At 35.5% G+C, this 24509-nt stretch carries 19 protein-coding genes; 18 read left to right on the top strand and 1 reads right to left on the bottom strand.

Annotated elements, in window-relative coordinates; all coding sequences use genetic code 11:
• Window positions 1–82 precede the first annotated feature (82 nt).
• The 12 genes from HFD15_RS07350 (at window position 83) to HFD15_RS07295 (ending at window position 15360) form a co-directional block, all read left to right on the top strand.
• Window positions 83–715 carry an NAD(P)-dependent oxidoreductase gene (locus HFD15_RS07350; protein ID WP_167593352.1) on the top strand — a complete coding sequence of 211 codons (633 nt, stop codon included), beginning with the start codon at window positions 83–85 and terminating at the stop codon, window positions 713–715.
• Between the two features lie 138 nt (window positions 716–853).
• Window positions 854–1876 carry an N-acetyl-gamma-glutamyl-phosphate reductase gene (gene argC / locus HFD15_RS07345; protein ID WP_167593351.1) on the top strand — a complete coding sequence of 341 codons (1023 nt, stop codon included), beginning with the start codon at window positions 854–856 and terminating at the stop codon, window positions 1874–1876.
• A gap of 11 nt (window positions 1877–1887) precedes the next feature.
• Window positions 1888–3078 (top strand): bifunctional glutamate N-acetyltransferase/amino-acid acetyltransferase ArgJ, encoded by a 1191-nt coding sequence (gene argJ / locus HFD15_RS07340; protein ID WP_058208772.1) that lies wholly within the window; start codon window positions 1888–1890, stop codon window positions 3076–3078.
• 12 nt (window positions 3079–3090) lie between these two features.
• Window positions 3091–4224, top strand: a complete 1134-nt coding sequence (locus HFD15_RS07335; protein WP_017864331.1) for an acetylornithine transaminase — start codon at window positions 3091–3093, stop codon at window positions 4222–4224.
• Window positions 4221–5072 (top strand): acetylglutamate kinase, encoded by an 852-nt coding sequence (gene argB / locus HFD15_RS07330; RefSeq protein WP_011835542.1) that lies wholly within the window; start codon window positions 4221–4223, stop codon window positions 5070–5072. Before HFD15_RS07335 ends, argB begins: the two co-directional genes overlap by 4 nt.
• A 27-nt stretch (window positions 5073–5099) precedes the next feature.
• Window positions 5100–6101, top strand: coding sequence for an ornithine carbamoyltransferase (gene argF, locus HFD15_RS07325; protein ID WP_058208773.1), 1002 nt, complete (start codon window positions 5100–5102; stop codon window positions 6099–6101).
• Window positions 6102–6273: 172 nt separating this feature from the next.
• Window positions 6274–6969 carry a ribonuclease III gene (gene rnc, locus HFD15_RS07320; protein WP_010905569.1) on the top strand — a complete coding sequence of 232 codons (696 nt, stop codon included), beginning with the start codon at window positions 6274–6276 and terminating at the stop codon, window positions 6967–6969.
• Complete coding sequence (gene smc / locus HFD15_RS07315; protein WP_167593350.1) at window positions 6959–10483, top strand: chromosome segregation protein SMC; 3525 nt, start codon at window positions 6959–6961, stop codon at window positions 10481–10483. The genes rnc and smc overlap by 11 nt, the downstream gene beginning before the upstream one ends.
• 240 nt (window positions 10484–10723) lie before the next feature.
• The gene (locus HFD15_RS07310; protein ID WP_012897477.1) at window positions 10724–12892 is read left to right on the top strand and encodes an LTA synthase family protein; all 2169 of its coding nucleotides are present in this window, start codon (window positions 10724–10726) and stop codon (window positions 12890–12892) included.
• A gap of 90 nt (window positions 12893–12982) precedes the next feature.
• Window positions 12983–13393 carry an EbsA family protein gene (locus HFD15_RS07305; RefSeq protein ID WP_167593349.1) on the top strand — a complete coding sequence of 137 codons (411 nt, stop codon included), beginning with the start codon at window positions 12983–12985 and terminating at the stop codon, window positions 13391–13393.
• A gap of 90 nt (window positions 13394–13483) precedes the next feature.
• Window positions 13484–14602, top strand: coding sequence for a YibE/F family protein (locus tag HFD15_RS07300; protein ID WP_023188837.1), 1119 nt, complete (start codon window positions 13484–13486; stop codon window positions 14600–14602).
• The gene (locus HFD15_RS07295; protein WP_003132559.1) at window positions 14599–15360 is read left to right on the top strand and encodes a YibE/F family protein; all 762 of its coding nucleotides are present in this window, start codon (window positions 14599–14601) and stop codon (window positions 15358–15360) included. Before HFD15_RS07300 ends, HFD15_RS07295 begins: the two co-directional genes overlap by 4 nt.
• Before the next feature lie 49 nt (window positions 15361–15409).
• Here the strand turns inward: HFD15_RS07295 and HFD15_RS07290 are convergent, their stop codons facing one another.
• Entirely contained in the window at window positions 15410–16750 is a 1341-nt protein-coding gene (locus HFD15_RS07290) for an amino acid permease (protein WP_167593348.1), read from the bottom strand.
• Between the two features lie 376 nt (window positions 16751–17126).
• On the opposite strand from HFD15_RS07290, the gene HFD15_RS07285 reads away from it, so the two are divergent.
• The 6 genes from HFD15_RS07285 to leuS all read left to right on the top strand — a co-directional run bounded on the left by HFD15_RS07285 (window position 17127) and on the right by leuS (window position 24392).
• Window positions 17127–17936, top strand: a complete 810-nt coding sequence (locus tag HFD15_RS07285) for a Cof-type HAD-IIB family hydrolase (protein ID WP_011835534.1) — start codon at window positions 17127–17129, stop codon at window positions 17934–17936.
• Window positions 17937–17945: 9 nt separating this feature from the next.
• Window positions 17946–18497, top strand: a complete 552-nt coding sequence (locus tag HFD15_RS07280) for a hypothetical protein (protein WP_003132565.1) — start codon at window positions 17946–17948, stop codon at window positions 18495–18497.
• Between the two features lie 61 nt (window positions 18498–18558).
• Window positions 18559–19938 (top strand): signal recognition particle-docking protein FtsY, encoded by a 1380-nt coding sequence (ftsY, locus tag HFD15_RS07275; protein ID WP_023163911.1) that lies wholly within the window; start codon window positions 18559–18561, stop codon window positions 19936–19938.
• Between the two features lie 175 nt (window positions 19939–20113).
• Window positions 20114–21088: a ribose-phosphate diphosphokinase gene (locus HFD15_RS07270; protein WP_167593347.1), complete on the top strand. Its 975-nt coding sequence runs from the start codon at window positions 20114–20116 to the stop codon at window positions 21086–21088.
• Window positions 21089–21160: 72 nt separating this feature from the next.
• Window positions 21161–21832, top strand: coding sequence for a helix-turn-helix domain-containing protein (locus HFD15_RS07265; RefSeq protein ID WP_058208775.1), 672 nt, complete (start codon window positions 21161–21163; stop codon window positions 21830–21832).
• 70 nt (window positions 21833–21902) lie between these two features.
• Complete coding sequence (gene leuS / locus HFD15_RS07260; RefSeq protein ID WP_058208776.1) at window positions 21903–24392, top strand: leucine--tRNA ligase; 2490 nt, start codon at window positions 21903–21905, stop codon at window positions 24390–24392.
• The last annotated feature ends 117 nt before the right edge of the window (window positions 24393–24509 follow it).

The following is a 24509-nucleotide window of genomic DNA, read 5'->3' as shown; positions in this document are numbered from 1 at the left end:
TGTTTTTTTTTGAACCATTTTTAGAAGTCAGAATTACTTAATTTGTTATAATTAAAATAAATAAGAGATTGGAGAGCTTTTTATGAAAAAAATCGCTGTAATTGCTGCTTCTGGTAAGGCAGGAAGTTTAATCGCTCAAAAAGCATTTGGGCGCGGTCATGAAGTGACTGCCATTGTTAGAAATAAAGCACGATTAAAAGTTGAAGTGACTACTATTCTTGAAAAAGATATTTTTGAATTAACTTCTGAAGACTTAGCAGGATTCGATGCAATCGTTTTAGCGCATCGGGCACCGGCAGGTCATGAGGAAGATTATTCAAAAGTAGCCCATGTGATGATAAAACTTCTTGAAAATATAGATAGTCGTTTAATTGTTGTTGGGGGAGCAAGCTCTCTCTATCTTGATGAAAGTCACGAAAAACGCTTGCTTGATGTGACACCAACAGATTTACCTTACTATCCAACTCTTTTAGAGATGGCAAAAGCAAGCTTGATTTATGAAGCTTCAAAACTTAATGTGACCTTCTTCTCTCCTGCAGAATTCTTTGACCCAGAAGGAGCACAAACAAATAATTATACAATTACCGACGATGTTTTAGAACATAATAAAGCGGGTAAAAGTCGAATTTCATATGCTGATTACGCCGAGGCTGTGCTTAATATGATTGAGGATGGAAGCCATCAACATGAGCATATCGGAATTTATGAAAACTAAAAATTAATGAATTATCAAAGAGAAAGAAATTAATTCTTTCTCTTTTTTTGTTTAAAAAAGTATAATAATACGTAAAATTCTTGACAAATAAAAAATAGAGTAGTATAGTGTATAAAAATACATAGAAAGTGTGTAAATATGAAAAAAGTAGCAATTGTCGGAATTAGAGGTTATAGCGGCTTAGAACTGTTCCGAATTTTCTATTATCATCCAGAAGTAGAAGTAACAAAAATATATGCAACAAGTCATTATGGAGAAAAATTATCAGAGTGCTTTCCGCAACTTGAAGGCTTGACTGACTTGACTATCAGTGAATTTAATGAAGAAGAAATTATGGCAGAATGTGATGCGGTTTTCTTTGCAACCTCAGCGGGTGTTAGTCAAAAATTAGCTTTAACTTTTATTGATAATAATTTTCCTGTCATTGATTTATCAGGAGATTTTCGATTAGCTGATTTAGAAATATACAATAAATGGTATAAAAATACAAATTTAAAAAATGAATATTTATTAAGCGCTCAATATAATCTGGCAGACATTGGTCAAGCAAAAGCTAACTATATAGCGAATCCAGGTTGCTATGCAACAGCCACACTACTTGCACTTTATCCGTTAGTTAAAAATGAGATGATTGATTTAGACTCAATCATTGTGGATGCCAAGTCAGGACTTTCGGGAGCCGGAAAAGGTCTGTCTGACGCGAGTCATTTTGTGAATGTTGTCGATAATATGTCCATGTATAAAATCAATAGTCATCAACATATTCCAGAAATTGCTCAACAATTGAAGATTTGGAATTCAAATTTTCAAGCCTTGCAATTTTCAACTTCTTTAATTCCTGTGAGTCGAGGGATTTTTGTTAGTAGCTATGCAAAAGTTGCAGCTGATTTTGATTTTGAAACGATAAAAAATGCTTATGAACAGGTCTATGCGACAAAAAACTTTGTCAGAATTCGACGACAAATGCCCCAACTCTCAGATGTGATTGGGACCAATTTTTGCGATATTGGATTAGCTTATAATCCAGTGACAAATGTTTTGTCAGTTGTTTCGGTGATTGACAATCTTATGAAAGGGGCTGCCGGACAAGCAGTACAAAATTTTAATCAGTTATTTGGCTACGATGAAAGTTTAGGCTTGAAATTTATGCCAAGTCTTTAGAAGAGGAAGAAATGAAAGAAATAAAAGGGACAATTGCAAGTCCAAAGGGATTTTTGGCAGATGCTGTTCATGCACAATTAAAATATAAAAACTTAGATTTAGGGTTAATACTAAGTCAAGTTCCAGCTGCGATTGCTGGCGTTTTTACAACCAATAAGGTTTGTGCAGCGCCAGTATTGATTGACCGTCAAATTGTCAAAAAAGGACAAGCACGGGCCATTATTTGTAATTCGGCGGTTGCCAATGCAGTAACAGGCGAGCAGGGTTATGCAAATGCTTTGAAAACACAAAAATTGCTTGCTGAAAAATTTGAACTCAAAGCTGAGGAAGTGGCGGTTTGCTCAACAGGGGTCATTGGAGTACAGCTTCCGATGGAAAAAATTGCCACAGGGATTTCAAAGTTATCCAAAAATGAAGGGACAGCAGCATATTTTGCCAAAGCCATTTTAACAACAGATACCCAAACTAAAACAATTAACTTTGAAGCTGAAATTGGGGGTCAAATCGTGAATATGGCCGGGGTTTGTAAGGGATCGGGGATGATTCATCCAAATATGGCAACCATGCTTGCTTTTATTACGACGGATGCAAAAATTGCTCAAGCTTTACTACAAAAAACATTATCAGAAATTATTGAAACGACATTTAATCAGATTACAGTGGATGGAGATACTTCAACGAACGATACTGTTTTGTTGATGGCAAATGGCCAAGCTAAAAATAATGAAATTTTAGAAGGAAGTTCAGACTATCTTTTGTTTAAAGAAATGCTGGCAAAGGTTTGTCAGTCCTTAGCCAAACAAATCGCCGCTGATGGTGAAGGTGCAACTAAACTGATTGAAGTGACCGTCAAAGGAGCTCCAAATGATTTAGCAGCGCGATTTATTGCCAAAAAAATTGTGGGTTCAAGTTTAGTTAAAACGGCAATTTTTGGCGCAGACCCTAACTGGGGGCGGATTATTTCGTCAATTGGTCAGGTGGCTGATTTTGAAGTTTCTGATATTGAATTAAAACTCCAAGATGAACTTGTGCTTTATCATTCAACACCAGTTGACTTTGATGCAGCTTTTCTTTCTGAGAAATTAAAAGAAGATAAAATTGAAATTATTGCTGCCTTGAATGCTGGAAGTGGCTTGGGTCAGGCTTGGGGCTGTGATTTGACTTATAAATATGTCGAAATTAATGCTTTATATACAAGTTAAGAAGGAGAAAAAATGACAAATTTATTTGAAAATTATGGTCGCCTACCGTTTAGCTTAATCAAAGGAGAAAATCAATATTTATTTGATGACAGGGGAAATAAGTATTTAGATTTCACAAGTGGGATTGGGGTCATGAATTTAGGATATAGTTTTGAAAAGGGAAAAGTGGCGGTGAAAGCTCAATTAGACAGCCTGTCTCATCTTTCAAATCTTTATCAAAATCCTTTGCAAGAAGATGTGGCTGAAAAGTTAAGTCAAAATCATTCTTATAAAGCTTTTTTTTGTAATTCTGGGACTGAAGCTAATGAAGCAGCTTTAAAATTAACTCATCTCATCAAAAAAGATCAGAAAATTTTGGCGTTTACAGATGGCTTTCATGGTCGTACTTTTGGCGCTATGAGTGCAACCATGCAAGAAAAAATCCAAGCAGGATTTTCGCCTTTATTACCAAATTTTGTGGCTAGTCCTTTTAATGATGTGGTAGCACTTGAGCAAATCCTTGAAAAAGAAAAAATTGGCGCGATTATTTTTGAAATTATTCAGGGTGAGGGTGGCGTTTTACCAATTTCTCCAGATTTTGTTGAAGCTCTAAAAACTTGTCAGCAAAAAGGAATTTTACTGATTATTGATGAAGTTCAAACTGGAATTGGTCGAACTGGAAAATTATTTGCTTTTGAACATTTTGATTTTGAGCCGGATATTTTTACTTTGGCAAAAGCATTGGCGAATGGGATTCCTACAGGTGCGATGCTCGCTAAGAATAAATATGCCAGTTATTTTTCAGCAGGAAAGCATGGCTCAACATTTGGTGGGAATCCTTTAGCCATGGCTTCGGCTAATGAAGTTTTAAAAGAAATTGACAGTGAGTTTTTAGAAAAAGTGACTGTCAAAGGCATTTTTTTCTTAAAATTACTGACAGAAAATCTGTCAGTAAAAGCGACGGTTAAGTCCATCAGAGGTTTGGGATTGATGATTGGAATTCAATTAACTGACGAGAAAAAAGTTCCAGAAGTTCTTGCTTTACTGCGTGAAAATGGTCTCTTAGCCTTGTCAGCTGGTCATGATGTCATTCGCTTACTCCCACCGCTTGTCATGACGAAAGAAGAACTGCAAAAAGGAGCAGAGCTATTGGAGAAAATTTTATGAGAGATTCACAAAACACAGCTCAGACTTTGACCGAAAGTCTCAAATATTTTCTGAAATATCGTGACCAAACGGTTGTCATTAAATATGGTGGGAATGCGATGATTGATGAAAAAGTGAAAGAAAGTATTCTAAAAGATATTTTATTACTTAAAACGGTGGGAATTAAAGTAGTTTTGGTTCATGGCGGTGGACCTGCGATTGGAGAATTACTTGAAAAATATGAGCAAAAAAGCCAATTTGTTCAAGGTTTGCGCGTGACAGATAAGAAAACAGCTCAATTAGCACTGACAGCTTTAGCTGGAAAAGTAAATAAAAGTTTGGTTCAAGATATCATTCGTTTAGGTGGCAATGCGATTGGCGTTTCAGGAATTGATGGTAAATTGATAGAAGCCAAACCTATTTCTGAAGATTTAGGCTATGTTGGAGAAATTACAGCGATTCATCCGGAAATTATTGAGCGTATCAATCAAACGGATGCTGTTCCCGTCATTGCTTCGGCCGGCATTGGTCTTGATGGTGAAATTTATAATGTTAATGCTGATACCGCAGCCAGTCGAATTGCCGGTGCATTGAGTGCTGAACAATTTATTTTATTAAGCGATGTTCGTGGCTTATATGGCAATTTTCCTGACGAGGAGTCATTTATTGATGAAATCAATCTGACCAATCTAGAAAAGTTAGTCAAAGAGAAAAAAATTACTGACGGAATGATTCCAAAGATTGAAGCCATTAAATATGCCATGTTTGAAGGATTGGGTCAGGCTGTTTTATTAGACGGTCGTGTTCCTCACGCCTTGTTATTGGAATTATTTACTGACAAAGGGCAAGGGACAATGATAAATCATTGATAATTTAAGCAAATAAGAGGAGAGAGAATGTTTCAAGGAAGAAGTTTTTTAAAAGAAATAGATTTTAGTAAAGATGAATTGTTATATCTGATTGATTTTGCAATTCATCTTAAAAAGTTAAAAAAAGAACATATTCAACATAAATATTTATTAGATAAAAATATTGCCCTTATTTTTGAAAAAACCTCCACAAGAACAAGAGCAGCTTTTACAACAGCTGCTGTAGATTTGGGAGCGCATCCTGAATTTTTAGGGCCAAATGATATTCAGTTGGGCAAAAAAGAATCTATTTCAGATACGGCGAAAGTTTTGGGTTCAATGTTTGATGGCATTGAGTTTCGTGGGTTTAAGCAAAGTGATGTGGAAATTCTCGCCAAAGATTCAGGTAGACCCGTTTGGAATGGATTGACTGATGATTGGCATCCGACACAGATGCTGGCAGATTTTATGACAATCAAGGAGCATTTTGGCCATTTGCAAGATTTAACCCTCGCTTATGTTGGTGATGGACGAAATAATGTGGCAAATTCTCTATTAGTGACTGGAGCAATTTTAGGCGTAAATATCACAATTATTTCGCCCGAGTCCTTGCAACCCGCTTTAGAAATACAAAAACTGGCACGTAAATATGCCATGAAAAGTCGCAGTAAAATAAGTATCCGAACAGATTTAAATGGCCTTGAAAATGCTGATATTGTTTATACTGATGTTTGGGTCAGTATGGGTGAGGAAGCTCAAACAGCCAAGCGAATTAAATTATTGAAATCCTATCAAATTAATCAAAAAGTTGTTGAAAAAATTATTAATAAAAACTTTATTTTTATGCATTGTTTACCCAGCTTTCATGATTTAAACACGGAAGTGATGAAAGAAATTAAGGAAAATTATAACCTTAATGAATTAGAGGTTACTGACGAAATTTTTAATTCAAAGAATTCGGTCGTTTTTGAACAAGCTGAAAATCGAATGCATACCATAAAAGCAGTCATGGCGGCTACTTTAGGGGATTTATTTATTCCTAAAATATAAAAAAAGAGAAAAAGCGTTAATTAAGGGGGAATAGCCCAGATTTAATGTTTTTTCTCTTTTTTATGGCGCAAAAGTCCCGTTCCACAGGGAAAGGCATACAAAAAAGGTTTTTTTTGGTATAATAAGGGATAAAACTAAAAATTAAGAGAAGTTTTAAGTGAAGGAGATTTTTATGCTCAAGCTTCAAAAAAAATTAAAAAATGATTACGGATTAGTCTTCAATGATGAAGATTTATTAAAAACAGCTTTTACACACTCTTCATTTACAAATGAAGAACGGCTCCCAAAGATTGCAAACAATGAACGTTTGGAATTTTTGGGAGACGTTGCCCTATCTTTGGTTATTTCTGATTATCTTTATCGGACTTATCCTGAGAAATTAGAGGGAGAACTTTCCAAAATGCGCTCAAGCATTGTTCGGACAGAATCACTTGCTAATTTTTCACGCTCATGCGGTTTTGGTGAGTTCTTGCGATTAGGTCATGGTGAAGAAAAAATGGGCGGTCGTGACCGCGAAACAACACTAGAGAACCTTTTTGAGGCTTTTTTAGGTGCGCTTTTTATTGACCAAGGAATGGATGAAGTTCGTAAATTTATCCAACATGTAGTCATTCCTCACGTTAAAAATGATGACTATGTTAAAGTGATTGACTATAAAACAGAACTTCAAGAAGTGTTACAAATTGGTGGAGAAACAACGATTAGCTACAAGATTCTGAAAGAAGAAGGGCCAGCTCATGACCGTTCCTTTGTGGCCGCGGTTTTTAACAATGGTAAAGAACTCGGACGAGGGCTTGGAAAATCTAAAAAAGTTGCAGAACAAAAAGCAGCAGAAAATGCAATAAAAGGGCAAAACCATGTATCTTAAAAAAATGGAAATTGTCGGCTTCAAATCTTTTGCCGATAAGACTAAAGTTGAATTTGATAAAGGGATAACCGCAGTTGTCGGTCCAAATGGTTCTGGGAAATCAAATATTGTTGAAGCATTGCGCTGGGTTTTGGGCGAGCAATCGGCTAAAGCACTTCGTGGTGGGAAAATGCCCGATGTTATTTTTGCTGGAACTGAAAAAAGACGTGCTCTTAATTATGCTGAGGTTATTGCTCATTTTGACAACTCTGATCATTACTTGCAAGGACAAGATGAGAATGAAGAAGTTGTTATTACCCGACGTTTATATCGAAATGGCGATTCCGAATTTTTGATGAATGGTCGTAAATGTCGTTTGCGTGATATTCATGATTTATTTACAGATACTGGGCTTGGTCGTGACTCTTTATCGATTATTTCCCAAGGACGAATTGAATCTGTTTTTAATTCTAAACCGGAAGAAAGACGTGCCATTTTTGAAGAAGCGGCAGGTGTTTTAAAATACAAAAATCGACGAAATGAAACTGAATCAAAATTAAATTCAACCCAAGATAATCTTGACCGTTTAGAAGATATCATTTTTGAATTAAATAGTCAGCTCGTGCCCTTACAATCGCAAAGAGATACTGCACTCCGTTTTCAAGAACTAGAAGCAGAACGTTCAGACTTGTCACTTTCTGTACTGGTTGGTCAGTTGGAATCTAAAAAAGCCAAATATGATCAAACAGAACTTGATTTGGCGCAAGTGGCACAGGAATTAGCGAGTTTATCAACTCGTAAAAAAGTTTACGATGAGCAAGTCAGTCAATTACGTACAGAACGCCAAAAAGTAGAAGCCGAGCAAGAAAAATTGCAAGCTGACCAACTTAATTTTTCTAATCTAAAATCAGATTTAACAAGAAAAATTGAATTATTTGATGTTCAAAAAGATTCATCAGAAAAATCAGCTGCGGAACGCGAAGAACGTTTAGAAAACTTAAAAAGTCGTTTAGAAATCACTCAACAAAATTTGGCAGAAGTTCAAAAAAAATCAGAACTTTTACTGACAGAAAAAAATGACTTAGATAAATTACTGACAGAGCTGTCAGCAGATTTAGCGACCTTATCTGAATCACCAGAAGTGGTCATGGAACGGTTACGTGATGAATTTGTTCAATTAGTTGAAGAAGAAGCCCAAATCTCAAATGAAATCGTTAGAAATAAAGCTGAAATTACAGATTTGAGCCGTAGGCAATCTGAACAGGATGAGTCTGTCAGAGAAAATTTGACTAAATTTGAAAAAATCAGTCAAGATTTATCTGAAGCACAGGAAAATTTAAATACTGTTAAAAAAGAAATCGAGACCCTTTTAGCGAAATTTGAAGAAGGAAGTCAAGCAGAGAAAAAACAGGCAGAATTAGAACGTTTAGCCCAAAATAAAATGTATGATTATCTGCAAGAACTTAACCAACATAAGGCCTGTTTGACTTCCTTGCAAAATATCCGTGAGAGTCATAGTAATTTATTTGCTGGTGTCCGTGCCGTGATGCAAAATGCTTCGCAAATTGGTGGCGTGATTGGGGTTGTTTCTGATTTATTGACCTTCGACCCTAAATATACAACAGCCATTGATATTGCTCTAGGTGGCGGGAGCCAAAATGTAGTCACAGAAGACGAAAATGCTGCTAAAAGAGCAATTGCTTTTCTACGTGAAAAAAGATTAGGACGGGCGACTTTTCTACCGTTGACAACGATTAAAGGACGAGACTTTAATGGTTTAAATCGTATTCAAAATATGACAGGATTTGTTGATTTAGCAATCAATCTTGTAAGCTTTGAAAGTCGTTTGCATAAGGCGATGAGCTCACTTTTAGGAACAACGGTGATTGTTGATTCTGGAGAAAATGCAACTGCTATCGCTCGAGCAATGAATTATAATGTTCGGATTGTTACGCTTGACGGAACACAGATTAACCCTGGGGGTTCTTATGCAGGGGGAGCTGGGAAACGTAATTCAACAACTTTTACTTCTGTTGAAATAAGTAATTTAGAAAAACAAATTAAGTTATCAGAAGAGCAGTTAAAAATTTCAGAAAAAGAAGTTCAAAAAGCCCAAAGTGCTCGTCAAGAATTGCTAAAAGAACTTGAACTTTTGAAAACTCAAGGGGAAGAAAAACGTTTTGTTGAACAATCTTTGAATTTGAAAATTGAACAATTAACAGAACAAAAAGTTGCGCTAGAACAATTAACTAATCTGTCAACAAATCAAGAAGCAACAGGTAATTTGCTTGAATTAACTAAAGAAAATGAACATAAAGTAGAAGTTCTTGCAAAAATTACAGAGCGAAAAGCTGAAATTGAAAAGCAACTTGAAGAAGTTAAAACGAATAGTCAAGCGCATAAAGCCTTGCAATCAGAGAAAACAAGTGCTTTAAATCAGGCTCAACTTCGTCAATCAGAAGTGGCCAGTGAATTGAAATTCACCAAAGCAGATGAAAAACGTTTACTGACAGACTTGTCAGCCTTGACAGAAGAAAAAAATCAACTGACAGCACTTTTAAACCCTGTCCAATTTGATGAAACAGAAAGAAATAATTTCTCAAAACAACTGACAGAAGTAGAAGAACGCTTGAGTCAAATTAATGTCCGAATGGTTAGTTTAAAATTTGAACGTGAAGATTTAGCAGCTCAAATGGAAGATTTAGAACATCACAATCAAGATTTTATCCAGCAAACACAAGAACTTAACACGAAAAAAACGCGTTATGAAATGCAATTGGAACAAATTGAAGGACAATTGATGACACTTCAAGAAACGTTGAATAGTGAACATCAAATCAGTTTTGAAGAGGCGCAAGCCACTGCAAAAATAGTGGATGATTTAGCGGAGGCTGAGCAAAAACTCAAAAATCTAGAACGTCAAATCAAGGCATTAGGACCAATTAACTTGGATGCCATTGCTCAATTTGATGAAGTCAATGAACGTTTTACTTTCCTTTCAAGTCAAAAAGATGATTTATTAGAAGCTAAAAATCTTTTATTGAGTACAATCGATGACATGAATGATGAAGTTAAAATTCGGTTTAAAACAAGTTTTGATGCGATTCGTGAAAGTTTCAAAACGACCTTTGCTCAAATGTTTGTTGGTGGGCTTGCTGATTTAGAATTAACAAGCGACAACCTTTTAGAAGCTGGGGTTGAAATTAAAGTACAACCGCCAGGTAAAAAATTATCAAGTTTAAATTTGATGAGTGGTGGAGAAAAAGCGCTGACAGCTTTAGCTTTAATTTTTGCAATCTTAAGAGTACGAACAGTACCTTTCGTGGTTCTTGATGAGGTTGAAGCGGCACTTGATGAAGCCAATGTTAAACGTTTTGGTGATTACATGAATCACTTTGATAATAGTAATCAATTTATTGTTGTAACACACCGTCGTGGAACTATGGCGGCAGCAGGTTCAATGTATGGCGTTACAATGGCTGATGCTGGGGTTTCTAAGATGATTTCGGTGAAACTTGATTCGGCTATTAATTGAAATTTAAGATAGTTTTAATCTATAAATGCTACACTATAAATTGATTTTTGAAGGACTGCCTAATTTATGGCTTGGTATATGATTTGCCTAAAAATAAGGAAAGTCGTATAATTTAAGCAACAAAAACATGAATTTAAAAAATTTCATTATTAAAAAAATAATGAAATTGGCGTTTTTCGTATTCATTAATAAGTTTTATATTAATGAATTGACTGCAGTTTTTCTTTAAATTAAGGAAGAATGAGTATATTTTCTGGGGATAATAAATTGAAAAAATTACTATCTGCTTTCAACACACGTGTTGGTTTGCTTAGTTTTATTGTATTTTTTGTATGGGTAAAATCGATGATTGCCTACTTTGGAGTTTTTAATCTTCGCGGAGTTGGTCCAGCAGAATTATTGCTGATGATTATTAACCCAATTGGTTTTACAGCTATTTGTTTTGCTGTTTTACTCTTTATTAGAAGAACTTCGCTTTTCTATTTAGCGACACTGGTCTTAACGATAGCTGCAAACTTTTTGCTCTATCTTAATATTCTCTATTATCGAGAATTCACCGATTTCATCACGATTGATACGATGACTGGTGGGGCCGGAATGTTCCAACATGGTTTTGATTTTGGCTCGGTGCCTGTTCATTTGATGGACTGGGTTTATTGGATTGACCTTGTAGTCATTATTGTTTTATTGATTGCTAAAAAAATGAAATTCGACCAACGACCGGTTGGTGCGAAAAGAGCATTTACTTATCTTTCAATGGGCTTGGCTTTGTTTGGTTTGAATTTCTGGTTTGGAGATTTTAATAAACACCAATTGATTTTGCGTAAGGCCCAATCAGATAAAACTTATATTGTTCGATATCTTGGCTTAGGCCCATGGATGTTAACAGACGGTTATTATACGAATTTAGCAAATACGCAACGGAAAGATGCCAGCAAAGAAAGCTTGCAAGAAATTCAAAAATACATTGCTTCAAATCGTTATTTAGCACCGAACTTGAAAATGTATGGAATTGCTAAAAACCGCAATGTTATTGAGATTCACTTGGAATCTTTCCAACAAGCATTGATTGATTTGAAAATTAAAGGAACAGACGGAAAAGAACATGTTGTTACGCCTTTCCTAAATTCAATCTATCATTCAAATTCGACTTACTCATTCAGTAATTTCTTCAATCAGGTTGGACAAGGAAAAACTTCTGATGCCGAAAATCTATTGGAAACATCAACATTTGGTTTACCAGCTGGCTCACTTTTTGCCAAATATGGTTCAACCCAAACTTTCCAAGCAATGCCGGCTATCTTGAATCAAACCGATGGTTATAGTTCAGCTGTGGTTCATGGGAACGTTGGTGCTTTCTATAATCGATTGAATACATACAAACAAATGGGTTATCAAAACTTCTTTGACCAAAGTTTCTTTGATAATTCCGCATCAAATATGAGTCCTTGGGGAATTAAAGATAAATTACTCTTCCGTGATTCTGTACCATTGCTTGAACAAATGCAACAACCTTTCTATGTTAAGTATTTGACAGTTACAAATCACTTAACATATACAATGGATGATGAAGACAAAGATCCGAACTTTGCAACTGTTGATTCAGGGAATAAATTAGTTGACGGTTACTTTGAAACGGCTCATTACTTAGACCAAGCAGTTCAACAATTTTATGATTATTTGAAGAAATCTGGCTTATACGATAAATCAATTATTGTGTTATATGGTGACCACTACGGAATTTCTGGTAGTGATAATAAGGCATTTGCGCCTTATGTTGGCTATAATGCTGATACTTTCAATAGTTACGATAGTACAATGTTACAAAGAACACCATTCATGGTAGATATTCCTGGACAAACAAATGGTCATATTATCAATACTTATGTTGGTCAACTTGATGTTATGCCAACGCTTGAGCATTTACTTGGGATTGATACGAAAAAATATGTACAGTTTGGTCAAGATATGTTTGCTTCTGGTCGTCAAGATTTTGTTGCTCTAAGAAATGGTGGATTTGTTACTCCAACCATTACTCAACCAAGTTTGAATGGAAACTATTATGATACTCAAACGGGCTTGCAGATTGAAAAACTTAATGCTCAGCAAGAACAATATGTTAAAGAAACCAAGCAAAAAGTTTCTGATCTCTTAAAAGCATCTGATAAATTAAATAATCAAAATCTCCTCAGGTTCTATACGCCAGAAGGCTTTAAAGCTGTTGACCCTAAAGATTACAACTATACGGTCAAGGCAACCGAGAAGAGATTGAAGAAAGAAAATGAAGATTTAGCAGCTAGATCAAATAGTTTACTTAGTCAAAATCAAGGAAAATCAACTTTACCAGATTATTCGGTTGAAATTCCAGAAGTTGAAAAAGGACAAGATTCACCAAAGGTGAAAGATTAATAAAAATAAGATAAGTTACTGACAAAATGTTTCAAAATGAGTTAATCTAATTTTGAGGCTGGTCAGCACTTTATATTAAGAGAGGAACCAATGAAAACAGGATATTTTCTGCCAGTGTCACTTAATCATCGATTAGTTTTGCTCTGGGGCATCATCATTTTAAGCTTTGAGCGAACACTTTTTTATGAATTTAATAAAGAAGGCAACTGGTTTTTGACTATTTTGGCGATTGTTTCATATATTATCTTTATCACTTTGATTTGGCCACACCGTTTCTTCATTGCTGATGACGAGCTTCACTTTACAACTTTCCCCCGAGTGCGAATGAAAACAATTGAATTGAAATATATCACAGCCGTAAAAACAACTAAATTTGGTTTTGGATTTTCTTATGCTGGCAAACGTTATCAATTCTTCACTTTTGGAAAGTCTAAAGAAGCTTTAGCAACTTTGCATGATACGATAGAACATTCTAATAAAGTCAGTGATTTAAAAGCCTAATAAAAAAGACGGCAGTTTTGTCGTCTTTTGATTTGTCATAAAAAAATAGGACTAAAATTCATTGTTTTAGTCGATGAAAAAAGGAAAGTTATGAATATAAAATGGATATTCAAGAAAATGCTACTTCCCATAATCTTTGCTATTGTTGCATTTTTTCTTGTGAGTCATGACCAATTTTTGTACGAGGCGCCAGTTGGCAAAATTACGGTTGCCAAAACGGTAAGTAGTCACGAAGTGAGTGATGATTTTCAAAATAAAGACCGTCAAGTCACGCAAGAATTGTCAATAAAAGTCCTCAATGCAAAAGGAGCAGAGCCTGGCAATTTAAATTTAAAAAACACAACAACTCTCTCTCAAACAACAGGACAAATTTATCGTGTTGGTCAGCAAGTAATCTTAAAGAAAATATCGGGAAATTATCAAATTGTGACCTTAAAAAGGGATGCACTAATTGTTGGACTACTCGTTTTATTTATTGGTTTTGTCATTAGTTTTGAACGATTTAGGGCTTCAATTTTTCTTTTCTTATCTCTAGTCTTAAACCTTCTTTACTTTGTGATTGTCATCGCCCTTAACGTTGAATTTAATCCACCTGTCATTTTGCTATTTGGGATTCTGTCAGTAATTTTTGCAGCTTCCTCCCTTTTATTTGTCTTGGGACCCACAAAACAGATGCTCTATACTTTTATAACTACCGTATTAACCACTGCTTTAACTTTTTCAGTTGTTTTATTCGTTCTAAAAATGACAGGGAATTCGGGTATTCATTTTGAATATTTGGACTATGTCACCCAAAATCCATCAGAGTTTTTCTTTGTTGGGACAATGATTTCAGTTTTAGGGGCAATCATGGATGGTACAGGTGATATTGTTGCAGGGCTTTTTGGTATGGCTAGACAAAATAAATTGAACAAAATAAATATGGTCAGAAAAGATTACATTAAATCAGGAATTTCAATTGGGCAAGAGCTCATTGGAACTTTGACAAATGTTTTGTTCATGATTTTCATGGCGGAAACTTTGCCGATGACGCTTTTATTATTGAGAAATGGAAATTCTTGGTCTTATATTGCAACGGTTGGTCTTAATCTTGGGTTATTACAAACAATTATTTCGGCCATTGGAATCGTGTTAGCTGTGCCAATTACCGCTGTTTTCACAAGTTTTGCTTTGACTAGAAGTCATCAAGGAAAGGAGAGTTCTTTATGAATGCACTCTTGATCCTATTAATTTTACTGATTGTGTTGATGCTTATCGTTGCCAAAAAAGATGGCTTACGAAATTTAATTGGTTTGACCTTTAATTTTATTGCTATTTTTGTGTTAATTACTTTAATTTCTTGGGGATTTAATGCAATAGCAGTTCTGATAGTTCTGTCAGTAATTATTTTGGCAATAGCTATCTTTATGTCTGCTGATGAAAGTGAAGTCACGTTGATTGCTTTTAAAACGAGTATCATTGTTGTTTTATCTTTGCTCATTCTTGCTTTAATCATTCAACATTTTGGTCAATTTCAGGGATTTGCTACAGAAGATGTTGATGAATTGGAAAATCTGTCATTAAATGTGGGGCTTAATTTTTCAAATGTAGCCATTGTAGTCATGGTTATTTCCATGCTTGGAGCGGTAGCAGAATCAGCGATGGCTTTAGCAGCTAGCCTTTCGGAAGTTGTTGAGCAGGACGAAAACATGAGTCTTGACCAATTTAAAAATCAAAGAGAAATTATATCTCAACAAATTTTGGGAACGGCTGTCAATACCCTCTTTTTTGGAGTTTTGGGGGCAACTGTCGGTCTAATTCTCTGGTTTGTACGATTAAACTATCGCTTGGCGGATATTTTTAATTCAAAATTGCTGATGGCTGAAGTTGCCGCCATGCTTTTAGGAATGTTAGGGATTCTATTTGCAATTTGGCTTTCTGGTTATTTTGTTCAAAAATCTTTTGAGCAAAAAAATACTGACAGATGATTCTGTCAGTAAAAACAAAAAGACTTGATTAATTATCAAGTCTTTTTTATTAGTTTAAATTACTGACAGAATCATTCTTTTTTCGATAACTGATAAAGATGATGAAATAAAGAATTGCTGTGAAGACAGTCACACCAATTGGATTAGTAAATAAAATACCAATCAGAATGAGAAAGAGAGCAATCAGTGCTAAGAGACTCATTGTTCTACCGGATAATGATTTTGTTTTAAGAGAGAGACCAAAACCAGCGAGACTAATTAAGACCCAAACGGCTAAAACAGTGTAAGAAAGGGAACCAGCCAAGTAATTAAACAAACGATCACCGACAAAATAAGAAAGAACAACACCGATATAAAGTGTACCTGAACAGAAAATAACTGCTCTTTGAGGAACGTGATGTTTATTTAAATGAGCCATTCTTTGAGCCATTTTACCTTGACGATTTTTTAAACGGAAATACAAAAGGCGAGATGAAGCATAGATTCCAGAATTAATTGATGAGAAGAGGGCAAGAATGATAATCAAGTTGACAATATCGCCAGCAAAAGGAATATGCATTTTATTAAAGACCATCACAAAAGGGCTCATTGAAGAAGTAGCCAACGTTTGCCAATTATAAATCACAAGAAGTAAGAACATCGGAATAATATAAAATGAAATAATTCGACCGATTACACCACGGATGGCTTTAGGAATGGCTCTTTTAGGATCTTCTGTTTCACTAACTGTAATAGCAATTAATTCAGAACCACCATACGAATAGATAACAATTAATAAAGAATTAATGACCCCTTTAAAGCCATGAGGAGCAAAGCCACCATGAGCGGTCATTCCAGAGAAAGTAGTCACTAGATTAGTATCAAAAATTTGTTTTGCCACAAGAAAAACACCAAAAATAATCAACAAAATAACAACACTAATTTTAATAAATGCCAACCAGTATTCTGTCTCAGCAAAAAGAGCAACTGAGAATAAGTTAATAAGGGAAGTTAAAAGGGCAATAATCAAGACAAAAACCCAAGTGGGAACATTAGCAAACCAGAGCTGCAAAAAACTTGCAGCAGCAACAGCCTCAGCAATGATATTAATCATCCACATTGACCAATAAACCCAGTCCGTAAAATCAGCCGTATGATTACCCAGATAAGGCTGAACAAGTCCGGACAAGCCGTGTGGATCTTTTGAACTTAGAACAAGCTTTTCTAAACTCTTAATTACAAAATAAAGAACGATTCCTCCGATAAAATAAGCGATTAAGACAGAGGGACCAGCGGCAGCAATGGCTGATGAGCTTCCTTTGAAAAGACCAGCACCAATTGCTCCACCAAGAGCAATCATAGTAATATGGCGTGCGGCCATTTTTTTCTTTAAGGATTGATTAGTTTCCAACGATAATTCCTAGCTTTCTAAATCAATAAGCAGAGACGTCTCTCTTTTATTGACTAATAAATTGATAATAAAACATTAAAAAAAGACGTCCTGAGGACGTCTCTTCGTCCTCGTTAATGACAAACGTCAAAGAGGACTCACACATTTAGCTTAAATTAGCTAGTGTGAGCCCTCCTTCAACAACAAGTTAAGAGAAGCTTGTAAATAAGTCATTTATTGGACCTCGTTTTTTTAATTATTCTAAGTGTAATCAAAAGATTTAGATTTGTCAAACATTTTTATGAATAATCTAAAAATATTAGTAAATGTTTAATTCTCAATCTGACTTTAGTGAGCATTATTGAACCTGACTGATACAGTGTGCTATAATTAAACAATGAATAAAGAAATTAAACTCATTGCCCTAGATTTGGATGGAACCTTACTCAACTCTTCAAAAGAAATTTCAAAAGAAAATCGTCTGGCTATTAATGCAGCAAGACAAAAAGGGGTCCATGTTGTTTTAACAACGGGGCGTCCTTTGATTGCAATTCAACCCTTTCTCAAAACGTTAGAAATGCTTGATTTTGAAGATTTTTCAATTACCTTTAATGGTGGTCTGGTCCAAAGAAATACGGGTCAAATCTTATCTAAAAAAAGTTTTTCACATGATGAAATTTTAGAAATTAAAGAATTGACTTCAAATCTTGGCATTCCTTGCGATGTTTTGAGTGAAGAAAAAGTTTATATGACGAAAAGTAAAATTGACTCGCAATATGACACTTTAAATAAGCTTTTAACTTTTATCAAAGTTGATTTTGATCAAGTTCCACTTGATGTGGTTTATAATAAGATTGTTTCTTGTACAGAAAAAGAATTGTTGGACGCTAGTCTTGATAAAATTCCTGAATCTTATTTTGACCAATTTGAGATTTTTAAAACTCAAGCAAAGCTTTTAGAATTTATGCCAAAAGGAATTAATAAAGCTTATGGTTTGACACAATTGATTAATCAGTTAAACTTAAAACCAGAAAATGTAATGGCCATGGGAGATGAAGCAAACGATTTATCAATGATTTCTTGGGCAGGATATGGTGTTGCTATGGCAAATGCTGTCCCAGCAGTTAAAGAAGAAGCAAGAATTATTTCTGATTTAACTAATGACCAACACGCTGTTGCTCATATTATTGAAAAATATGTACTCTAAGGACTAATAATGAAAGATGAAGTTCAACTAAAAAAGTATTTGCCGAGTTTAATTTTTGCGATTATTTTACCAGTTATTGCCTATTTGTTTTTAAAAATGCTTGGGAATTCAGACACTTTAGCTTTAGGAATTGCAACAGCCTTTCCAGTTGTTCATATGCTCTGGTCTTTAATTAGAAAAAAAGAGTTAAATCCTGTTTCTTTAGTGGCAATTATTGGTTTTTTAATTTCACTCTTAGCTGTTTATCTGACGCATGGAAATAATCTTGCTTTCAAGCTCTGGCACCCGATTTTAACGGCTGCTATTGGAACGATTTTTTTACTGTCAGTCCTTCTAAATCGACCGCTTTTAGAGCTTGCTAGCGAGGGTGAAAATCACAGAAAAATGTTAATAATGACTCTTTTTATGGGCTTGGTTTTTATTTTTCATGCTTTGTCAGTCATTTTATTAGCCTTTTTTGTAGAGACCACGGCTTTCGTTTTGCTTTCAAAGGTAATCGATTTTTCAGCCGTTGGAGTCCTTGTTTTAGGGCTTGCATTTTTAAGAAAAAAATTAAATTAAAATCTTTCATTATATGAATGAACTTTATCATCAAAATGTGATATTTTATTAAGGAGAAAAAATGGGACTTTTTGACCGACTCTTCGGAAAGAAGAAACAAGAGGAAACTAATCATGATGTGCCTGTCAGTGAAAATCAATCTAGTGAAATCACTGAAACAGTCAAGAATGAAAAAGAAAATGAAACTACTAAACGGCCTGAGGTAAATGAAGAGCCAGCAAAAGTAGAAAAAGTTACTGACGAGTCTGTCAGTAAAATGATTGATGTTGAGCCAGAAATTACGGATGAACCTGTCAGTGAAAATGAACCTATTATTTCTGAAAAGGTTGAAGTAGAAGTTACTGACGAACAAATTGTTAAACCAGAAAATGATGAAAAATTAGAAAAAATTACTGACGAAAAAGTAATCTCTGAAACTACAGAAGTGACTGAGAAAAAAGTTACTGACGAAGATGAGGAAGAAGAGATTGTCATTGATATTGATGCTCTGGCTAATATTTTCACTCAATCACGTGAGGAAACTGAGAAAAAATATGAACAGTCATTAACTTTAACTCGTAAGACTTTTTCTGACGGATTTAATGAACTTTTTGCTAACTTCCGGACAGTTGATGAAGAATTCTTTGAAGAACTTGAAGAAACTTTAATTATGTCAGATGTCGGTGTGGATTTGGCAATGGAAGTGACTGAAGAATTGCGCAAGGAAGCAAAATTAGTTAATGCTAAATCAACAGATGACTTGCGTCAATTGATTATTGAAAAAATTGTTGATAAGTTTGACGGTGAAAAATTACCGACAAAATTGGATATCCAATCGGATGGATTAAGTGTTTTCCTTTTTGTTGGGGTAAATGGTGTTGGTAAAACAACGACCATTGGTAAATTAGCTGCTCGTTATAAAAATGAAGGCAAAAAAGTACTCTTAGCAGCTGCGGATACTTTCCGGGCAGGTGCTATTGACCAATTAGTTGAATGGGGAAATCGTTCAGGCGTTGAAGTAGTCACAAAACCAGCTGGTTCAGATCCAGCGGCAGTCGTTTTTGACGCTCTCGCAAAAGCTAAAGCTGAAAATTATGATATTTTACTTGTGGATACTGCAGGACGTTTGCAAAATAAAGATAATTTGATGAAAGAGCTGGAAAAAATTGGTAAAGTGATTAAACGAGAAATTCCAGATGCTCCGCATGAAACGATTTTGGCACTTGATGCAACAACAGGCCAAAATGCCATTCAACAAGCCAAAGAGTTTTCAGCAGTTACTCCAATTACAGGAATTGCTCTGACTAAACTTGACGGTTCGGCAAAAGGTGGGATTGTCTTGTCAATCGTTCAAAGTCTTAAAATTCCAGTTAAATTGATTGGTTTAGGTGAAAAGCTTAATGATTTACAAGATTTTGATGAAGAATTTTTCGTCAGAGGGCTTTTCAAAGAGCTTTTATAAAATATAAAATGAGAAGTAAAAAAGTTTTGTTCAGTTTGGGCAATGCTTTTTTACTTGTCAACGGTTCCATTAAAATAAAGCCGATGAGCGTTTGAAAAAATTGAGAATTTAATGTAAAATAGAATTACATAAAATAGAACTGCTATGTTCTGTAGGAATTAAAGAAAGGCTCTTCATGTCGTATTCAAATTTGAAGTTGTTTTCGCTCTCTTCTAACCACGAATTAGCCCAAAAAGTGGCTAAAGAAATTGGAATTGAGCTTGGAAAAGTAAGTGTTGGTGCACATTCGGATGGCGAAACTGTCGTTCATATTGACGAATCAGTTCGTGGTGATCATGTGTTTATCCTTCAATCAACAAGTGACCCTGTCAATGATAACTTGATGGAACTCTTGATTATGATGGATGCATTGCGTCGTGCCTCTGCTGCATCAATTAACATTGTCTTACCTTACTATGGTTATGCTCGTCAAGACCGTAAAGCTCGTGCTCGTGAACCAATCACATCAAAACTCGTAGCAAACATGCTTCAAATTGCTGGTGCCGACCGTTTAATTACTTTCGACCTTCACGCACCACAAATTCAAGGATTCTTCAACATTCCAGTTGACCACCTTATGGGTTCACCATTGATTGCTGAATATTTCCGTCGTCAATTGGTTTCTGCTGGTGATGATATCGTTGTCGTTTCGCCTGACCATGGTGGAGTAGGACGTGCGCGCAAGTTAGCAAACTTCTTGAAAGCATCACTTGCTATCATTGATAAACGTCGTCCTCGTGCCAATGTGGCAGAAATTATGAATATCATCGGTGATGTTCAAGGGAAAAAATGTATCTTGATTGATGACATGATTGATACGGCCGGAACAATTACTTTAGCGGCCAATGCCCTTAAAGAACTTGGTGCAACAGAAGTCTACGCTTCATGTACTCATGCCGTACTTTCTGGACCAGCTATCGAGAGAATTAATAATTCAGCAATTACTAAACTCGTTGTTTTGGATACTATTGAAATGCCAGAAGAACGTCAAAGTGAAAAAATTGTTCAACTTTCAATTGCTCACTTACTTGCTGATGCGATTATTCGTATTCACGAACGCCGTCCATTGTCACCACTCTTTGAATTACATCTTCCTTCAGAACAAATCTAAACTAGTAATTGTTGGAATTCAAAGTGGATTTAGGATAAGACTTCAAGCGACCAGAGGTCGCTTTTTTAAAAAATGGAACTAGAAAAAATTAGAAAACTTTACGAGAAAGTTGACCCCAGTCAACTGACAGAGCGAGAAAAGTTACTGACAGAATTGATTTTTACTGACAGAAAATTGAAGACTGATAAACTTCCTAATGGCCGCTATCGTATTTTACAATTTTCAGGAAATAATTTTGAAGAATTGGAAAATACTTTAAAGCTACTTTTACCTGATTTTGTAAAAAGCATTGGGGAAGAAAAAATTGTGATAGAAGCATTTTCAACTGATAGTCCCACAAACTCAGAACTTTTTGATATTTTTCAAACCCTTTCGCAAGATATGGGTGAAGAGGTGACGGCTTATGTCGGCCGTTTTGTCGAGAAAAATAAACTCTCTGAAGTATATTCTGAAGAATACAAAATTTTTGAAAGTCAGCATACTTTTAGTGAATACATTTTATCAGAAAGTCTAAATCTATCAGAAAATAGAATTTTACAAGAAATCCGTAAAGAATTATTAGAAAATCCTGAAGACCAAAAACTAGTTGAAGCAATGTATAAAGCAAGTAGCAATCAAACGAAAGCAGCAAAAATACTTTATGTTCATCGAAATACGCTGATTAATAAAATCAAAAAATATGAGCAAAAATATGGCTTACAGCTTTCGGGAAGTGACCTAACTCTCGCTTATAATTTATTATAAAAGACAATTTACATTAGCAATATTATGAGAAAGGAACTGAGTTTAATAAAATTGAACTCAAATCTTTAATATGGAATACAATCATCAAGAAATAGAAGCCAAATGGCAAAAATACTGGGCGGATAACAAAACTTTCCGTACAGGAACAGATAAAAATAAACCAAAATTTTATGCTCTAGATATGTTCCCTTATCCATCTGGTGCAGGACTTCACGTTGGACACCCAGAAGGTTATACTGCAACTGATATTTTGAGCCGTTACAAACGCGCTCAAGGGTTCAATGTTCTTCATCCAATGGGCTGGGATGCCTTTGGTTTACCTGCTGAACAATATGCAATGGATACAGGAAATGACCCGGCAGAATTTACAGCTGAAAATATTGCTAACTTTAAACGTCAAATCAATAGCTTAGGTTTTAGTTATGACTGGGAACGTGAAGTTAATACAACTGACCCTAATTTTTATAAATGGACACAGTGGATTTTTACTAAACTTTATGAAAAAGGGTTAGCTTATGAAGCAGAAGTAGCTGTTAACTGGGTTGAAGAACTCGGAACGGCTATTGCTAATGAAGAAGTGCTTCCAGACGGAACTTCTGAACGCGGGGGTTATCCTGTTGTTCGTAAACCAATGCGCCAATGGATGCTTAAAATTACAGCTTATGCGGAACGTTTACTTGAAGACCTTGAAGAAGTCGATTGGCCTGAATCAATCAAAGAAATGCAACGGAATTGGATAGGGAAATCAGTAGGAGCAGATGTGACTTTTGAAGTTGCAGGAACCGACAAATCATTTGAAGTCTTTACGACTCGTCCTGATACCCTTTTTGGGGCAACTTATGCTGTGCTTGCACCTGAACATGATTTAGTTGATGCTATTACGACACCTGAGCAAAAAGAAGCTGTTGCTGAATACCGTCGCAAAGCGAGCTTGAAATCTGATTTAGCCCGTACAGACCTTTCTAAAGAAAAAACTGGAGCATTTACCGGAGCTTACGCGATTAACCCAATTAATGGCCGTAAAATGCCAATTTGGGTTGCAGATTATGTTCTTGCTTCTTATGGACATGGTGCTGTTATGGCAGTTCCTGCTCACGACGAACGTGACTGGGAATTTGCTAAGGTCTATGGACTTGAAATTTTGCCTGTTGTTGAAGGTGGGAATGTAGAAGAAGCTGTTTATACAGAAGATGGCCCTCATATTAATTCAGAATTTTTGAATGGACTTGACAAGGCACAAGCGATTGAAAAAGCCATTGAATTTTTAGAAGAAAAGAAAATTGGGAAAAAGAAAATCACTTACCGCTTGCGTGACTGGCTCTTTAGTCGTCAACGTTATTGGGGTGAACCAATTCCAATTATTCATTGGGAAGATGGCACATCAACAGCGCTCTCAGAAGATGAACTTCCTCTTGTTTTACCAGTAACCTCTGATATCAAACCGTCAGGAACTGGTGAGTCTCCTTTGGCTAACTTGACAGATTGGTTGGAAGTCACACGCGCAGATGGCCTAAAAGGTCGCCGTGAAACTAATACAATGCCACAATGGGCAGGTTCAAGTTGGTATTACCTTCGCTATATTGACCCAAATAATAGCGAAGCTTTGGCAGACCCAGAACTTCTCAAAGAATGGTTGCCAGTTGATATCTATGTGGGAGGGGCTGAACATGCTGTTCTTCACTTACTTTACGCTCGTTTCTGGCATAAAGTGCTTTATGATTTAGGAGTTGTTCCAACTAAAGAACCTTTCCAAAAACTCTTTAACCAAGGAATGATTCTCGGAACCTCTTATCGTGATCATCGTGGGGCCTTGGTTGCAACTGATAAGGTTGAAAAACGTGATGGTGGCTTTTACCATATGGAAACAGGTGAAGCCCTTGAACAAGCTCCAGCTAAAATGTCTAAATCTCTTAAAAATGTTGTTAATCCTGATGATGTTGTTGAACATTATGGAGCTGATACTTTACGTGTTTATGAAATGTTCATGGGTCCACTTGATGCAAGTATTCCATGGTCAGAAGAAGGCCTTGAAGGGGCTCGTAAATTCCTAGACCGATCTGTTCGAATGATTGAAAATTCAGAGATTAAAGCTGAAAATAATGGAGAGTTGGACAAAGTTTACAATGAAACAGTGAAAAATGTTACTGAGCGTTTGGACTTGATGTACTTTAACACTGCAATTTCCCAATTAATGATTTTTGTTAATGCAGTTAATAAAGCAAAAGCTTTACCGTTAGAATACGCTAATGGCTTTGTCCAACTTTTGGCGCCATTTGCACCACATATTGCTGAAGAACTTTGGGTAAAATTAGGTAATGAAGCTGGAATTTCTTATGTTGCTTGGCCAACATTTGACGAAAGCAAATTAATTGAATCAGAAGTTGAAATTGTTGTTCAAATTAATGGCAAATTAAAAGCAAAAATTAAAATTGCTAAAGATTTAGCGCGTGAAGAACTTGAAAAAATTGGCCGTGAATCAGTTGCTGAGGCTCTTGAAGGTAAAAACGTGGTCAAAGTAATTGCTGTTCCAAATAAATTAGTTAATATTGTTGTAAAATAAAGATGACAATCTGAACATTTATCAGTTAAATCTTATAATAATTAGCTGTCAGTAAAAAAAATGAGAGCTAAAGAATAAAAAGTAAAATAAGCTGGTTGACAATTTGTCGACTGGCTT

Origin of the sequence: Lactococcus sp. EKM203L (assembly GCF_011800585.1) — a bacterium.
Lineage (GTDB): Bacteria > Bacillota > Bacilli > Lactobacillales > Streptococcaceae > Lactococcus > Lactococcus lactis.
The sequence above is the reverse complement of the archived record's forward strand: the minus strand, read 5'-3'. Positions and strand labels throughout refer to the sequence as shown.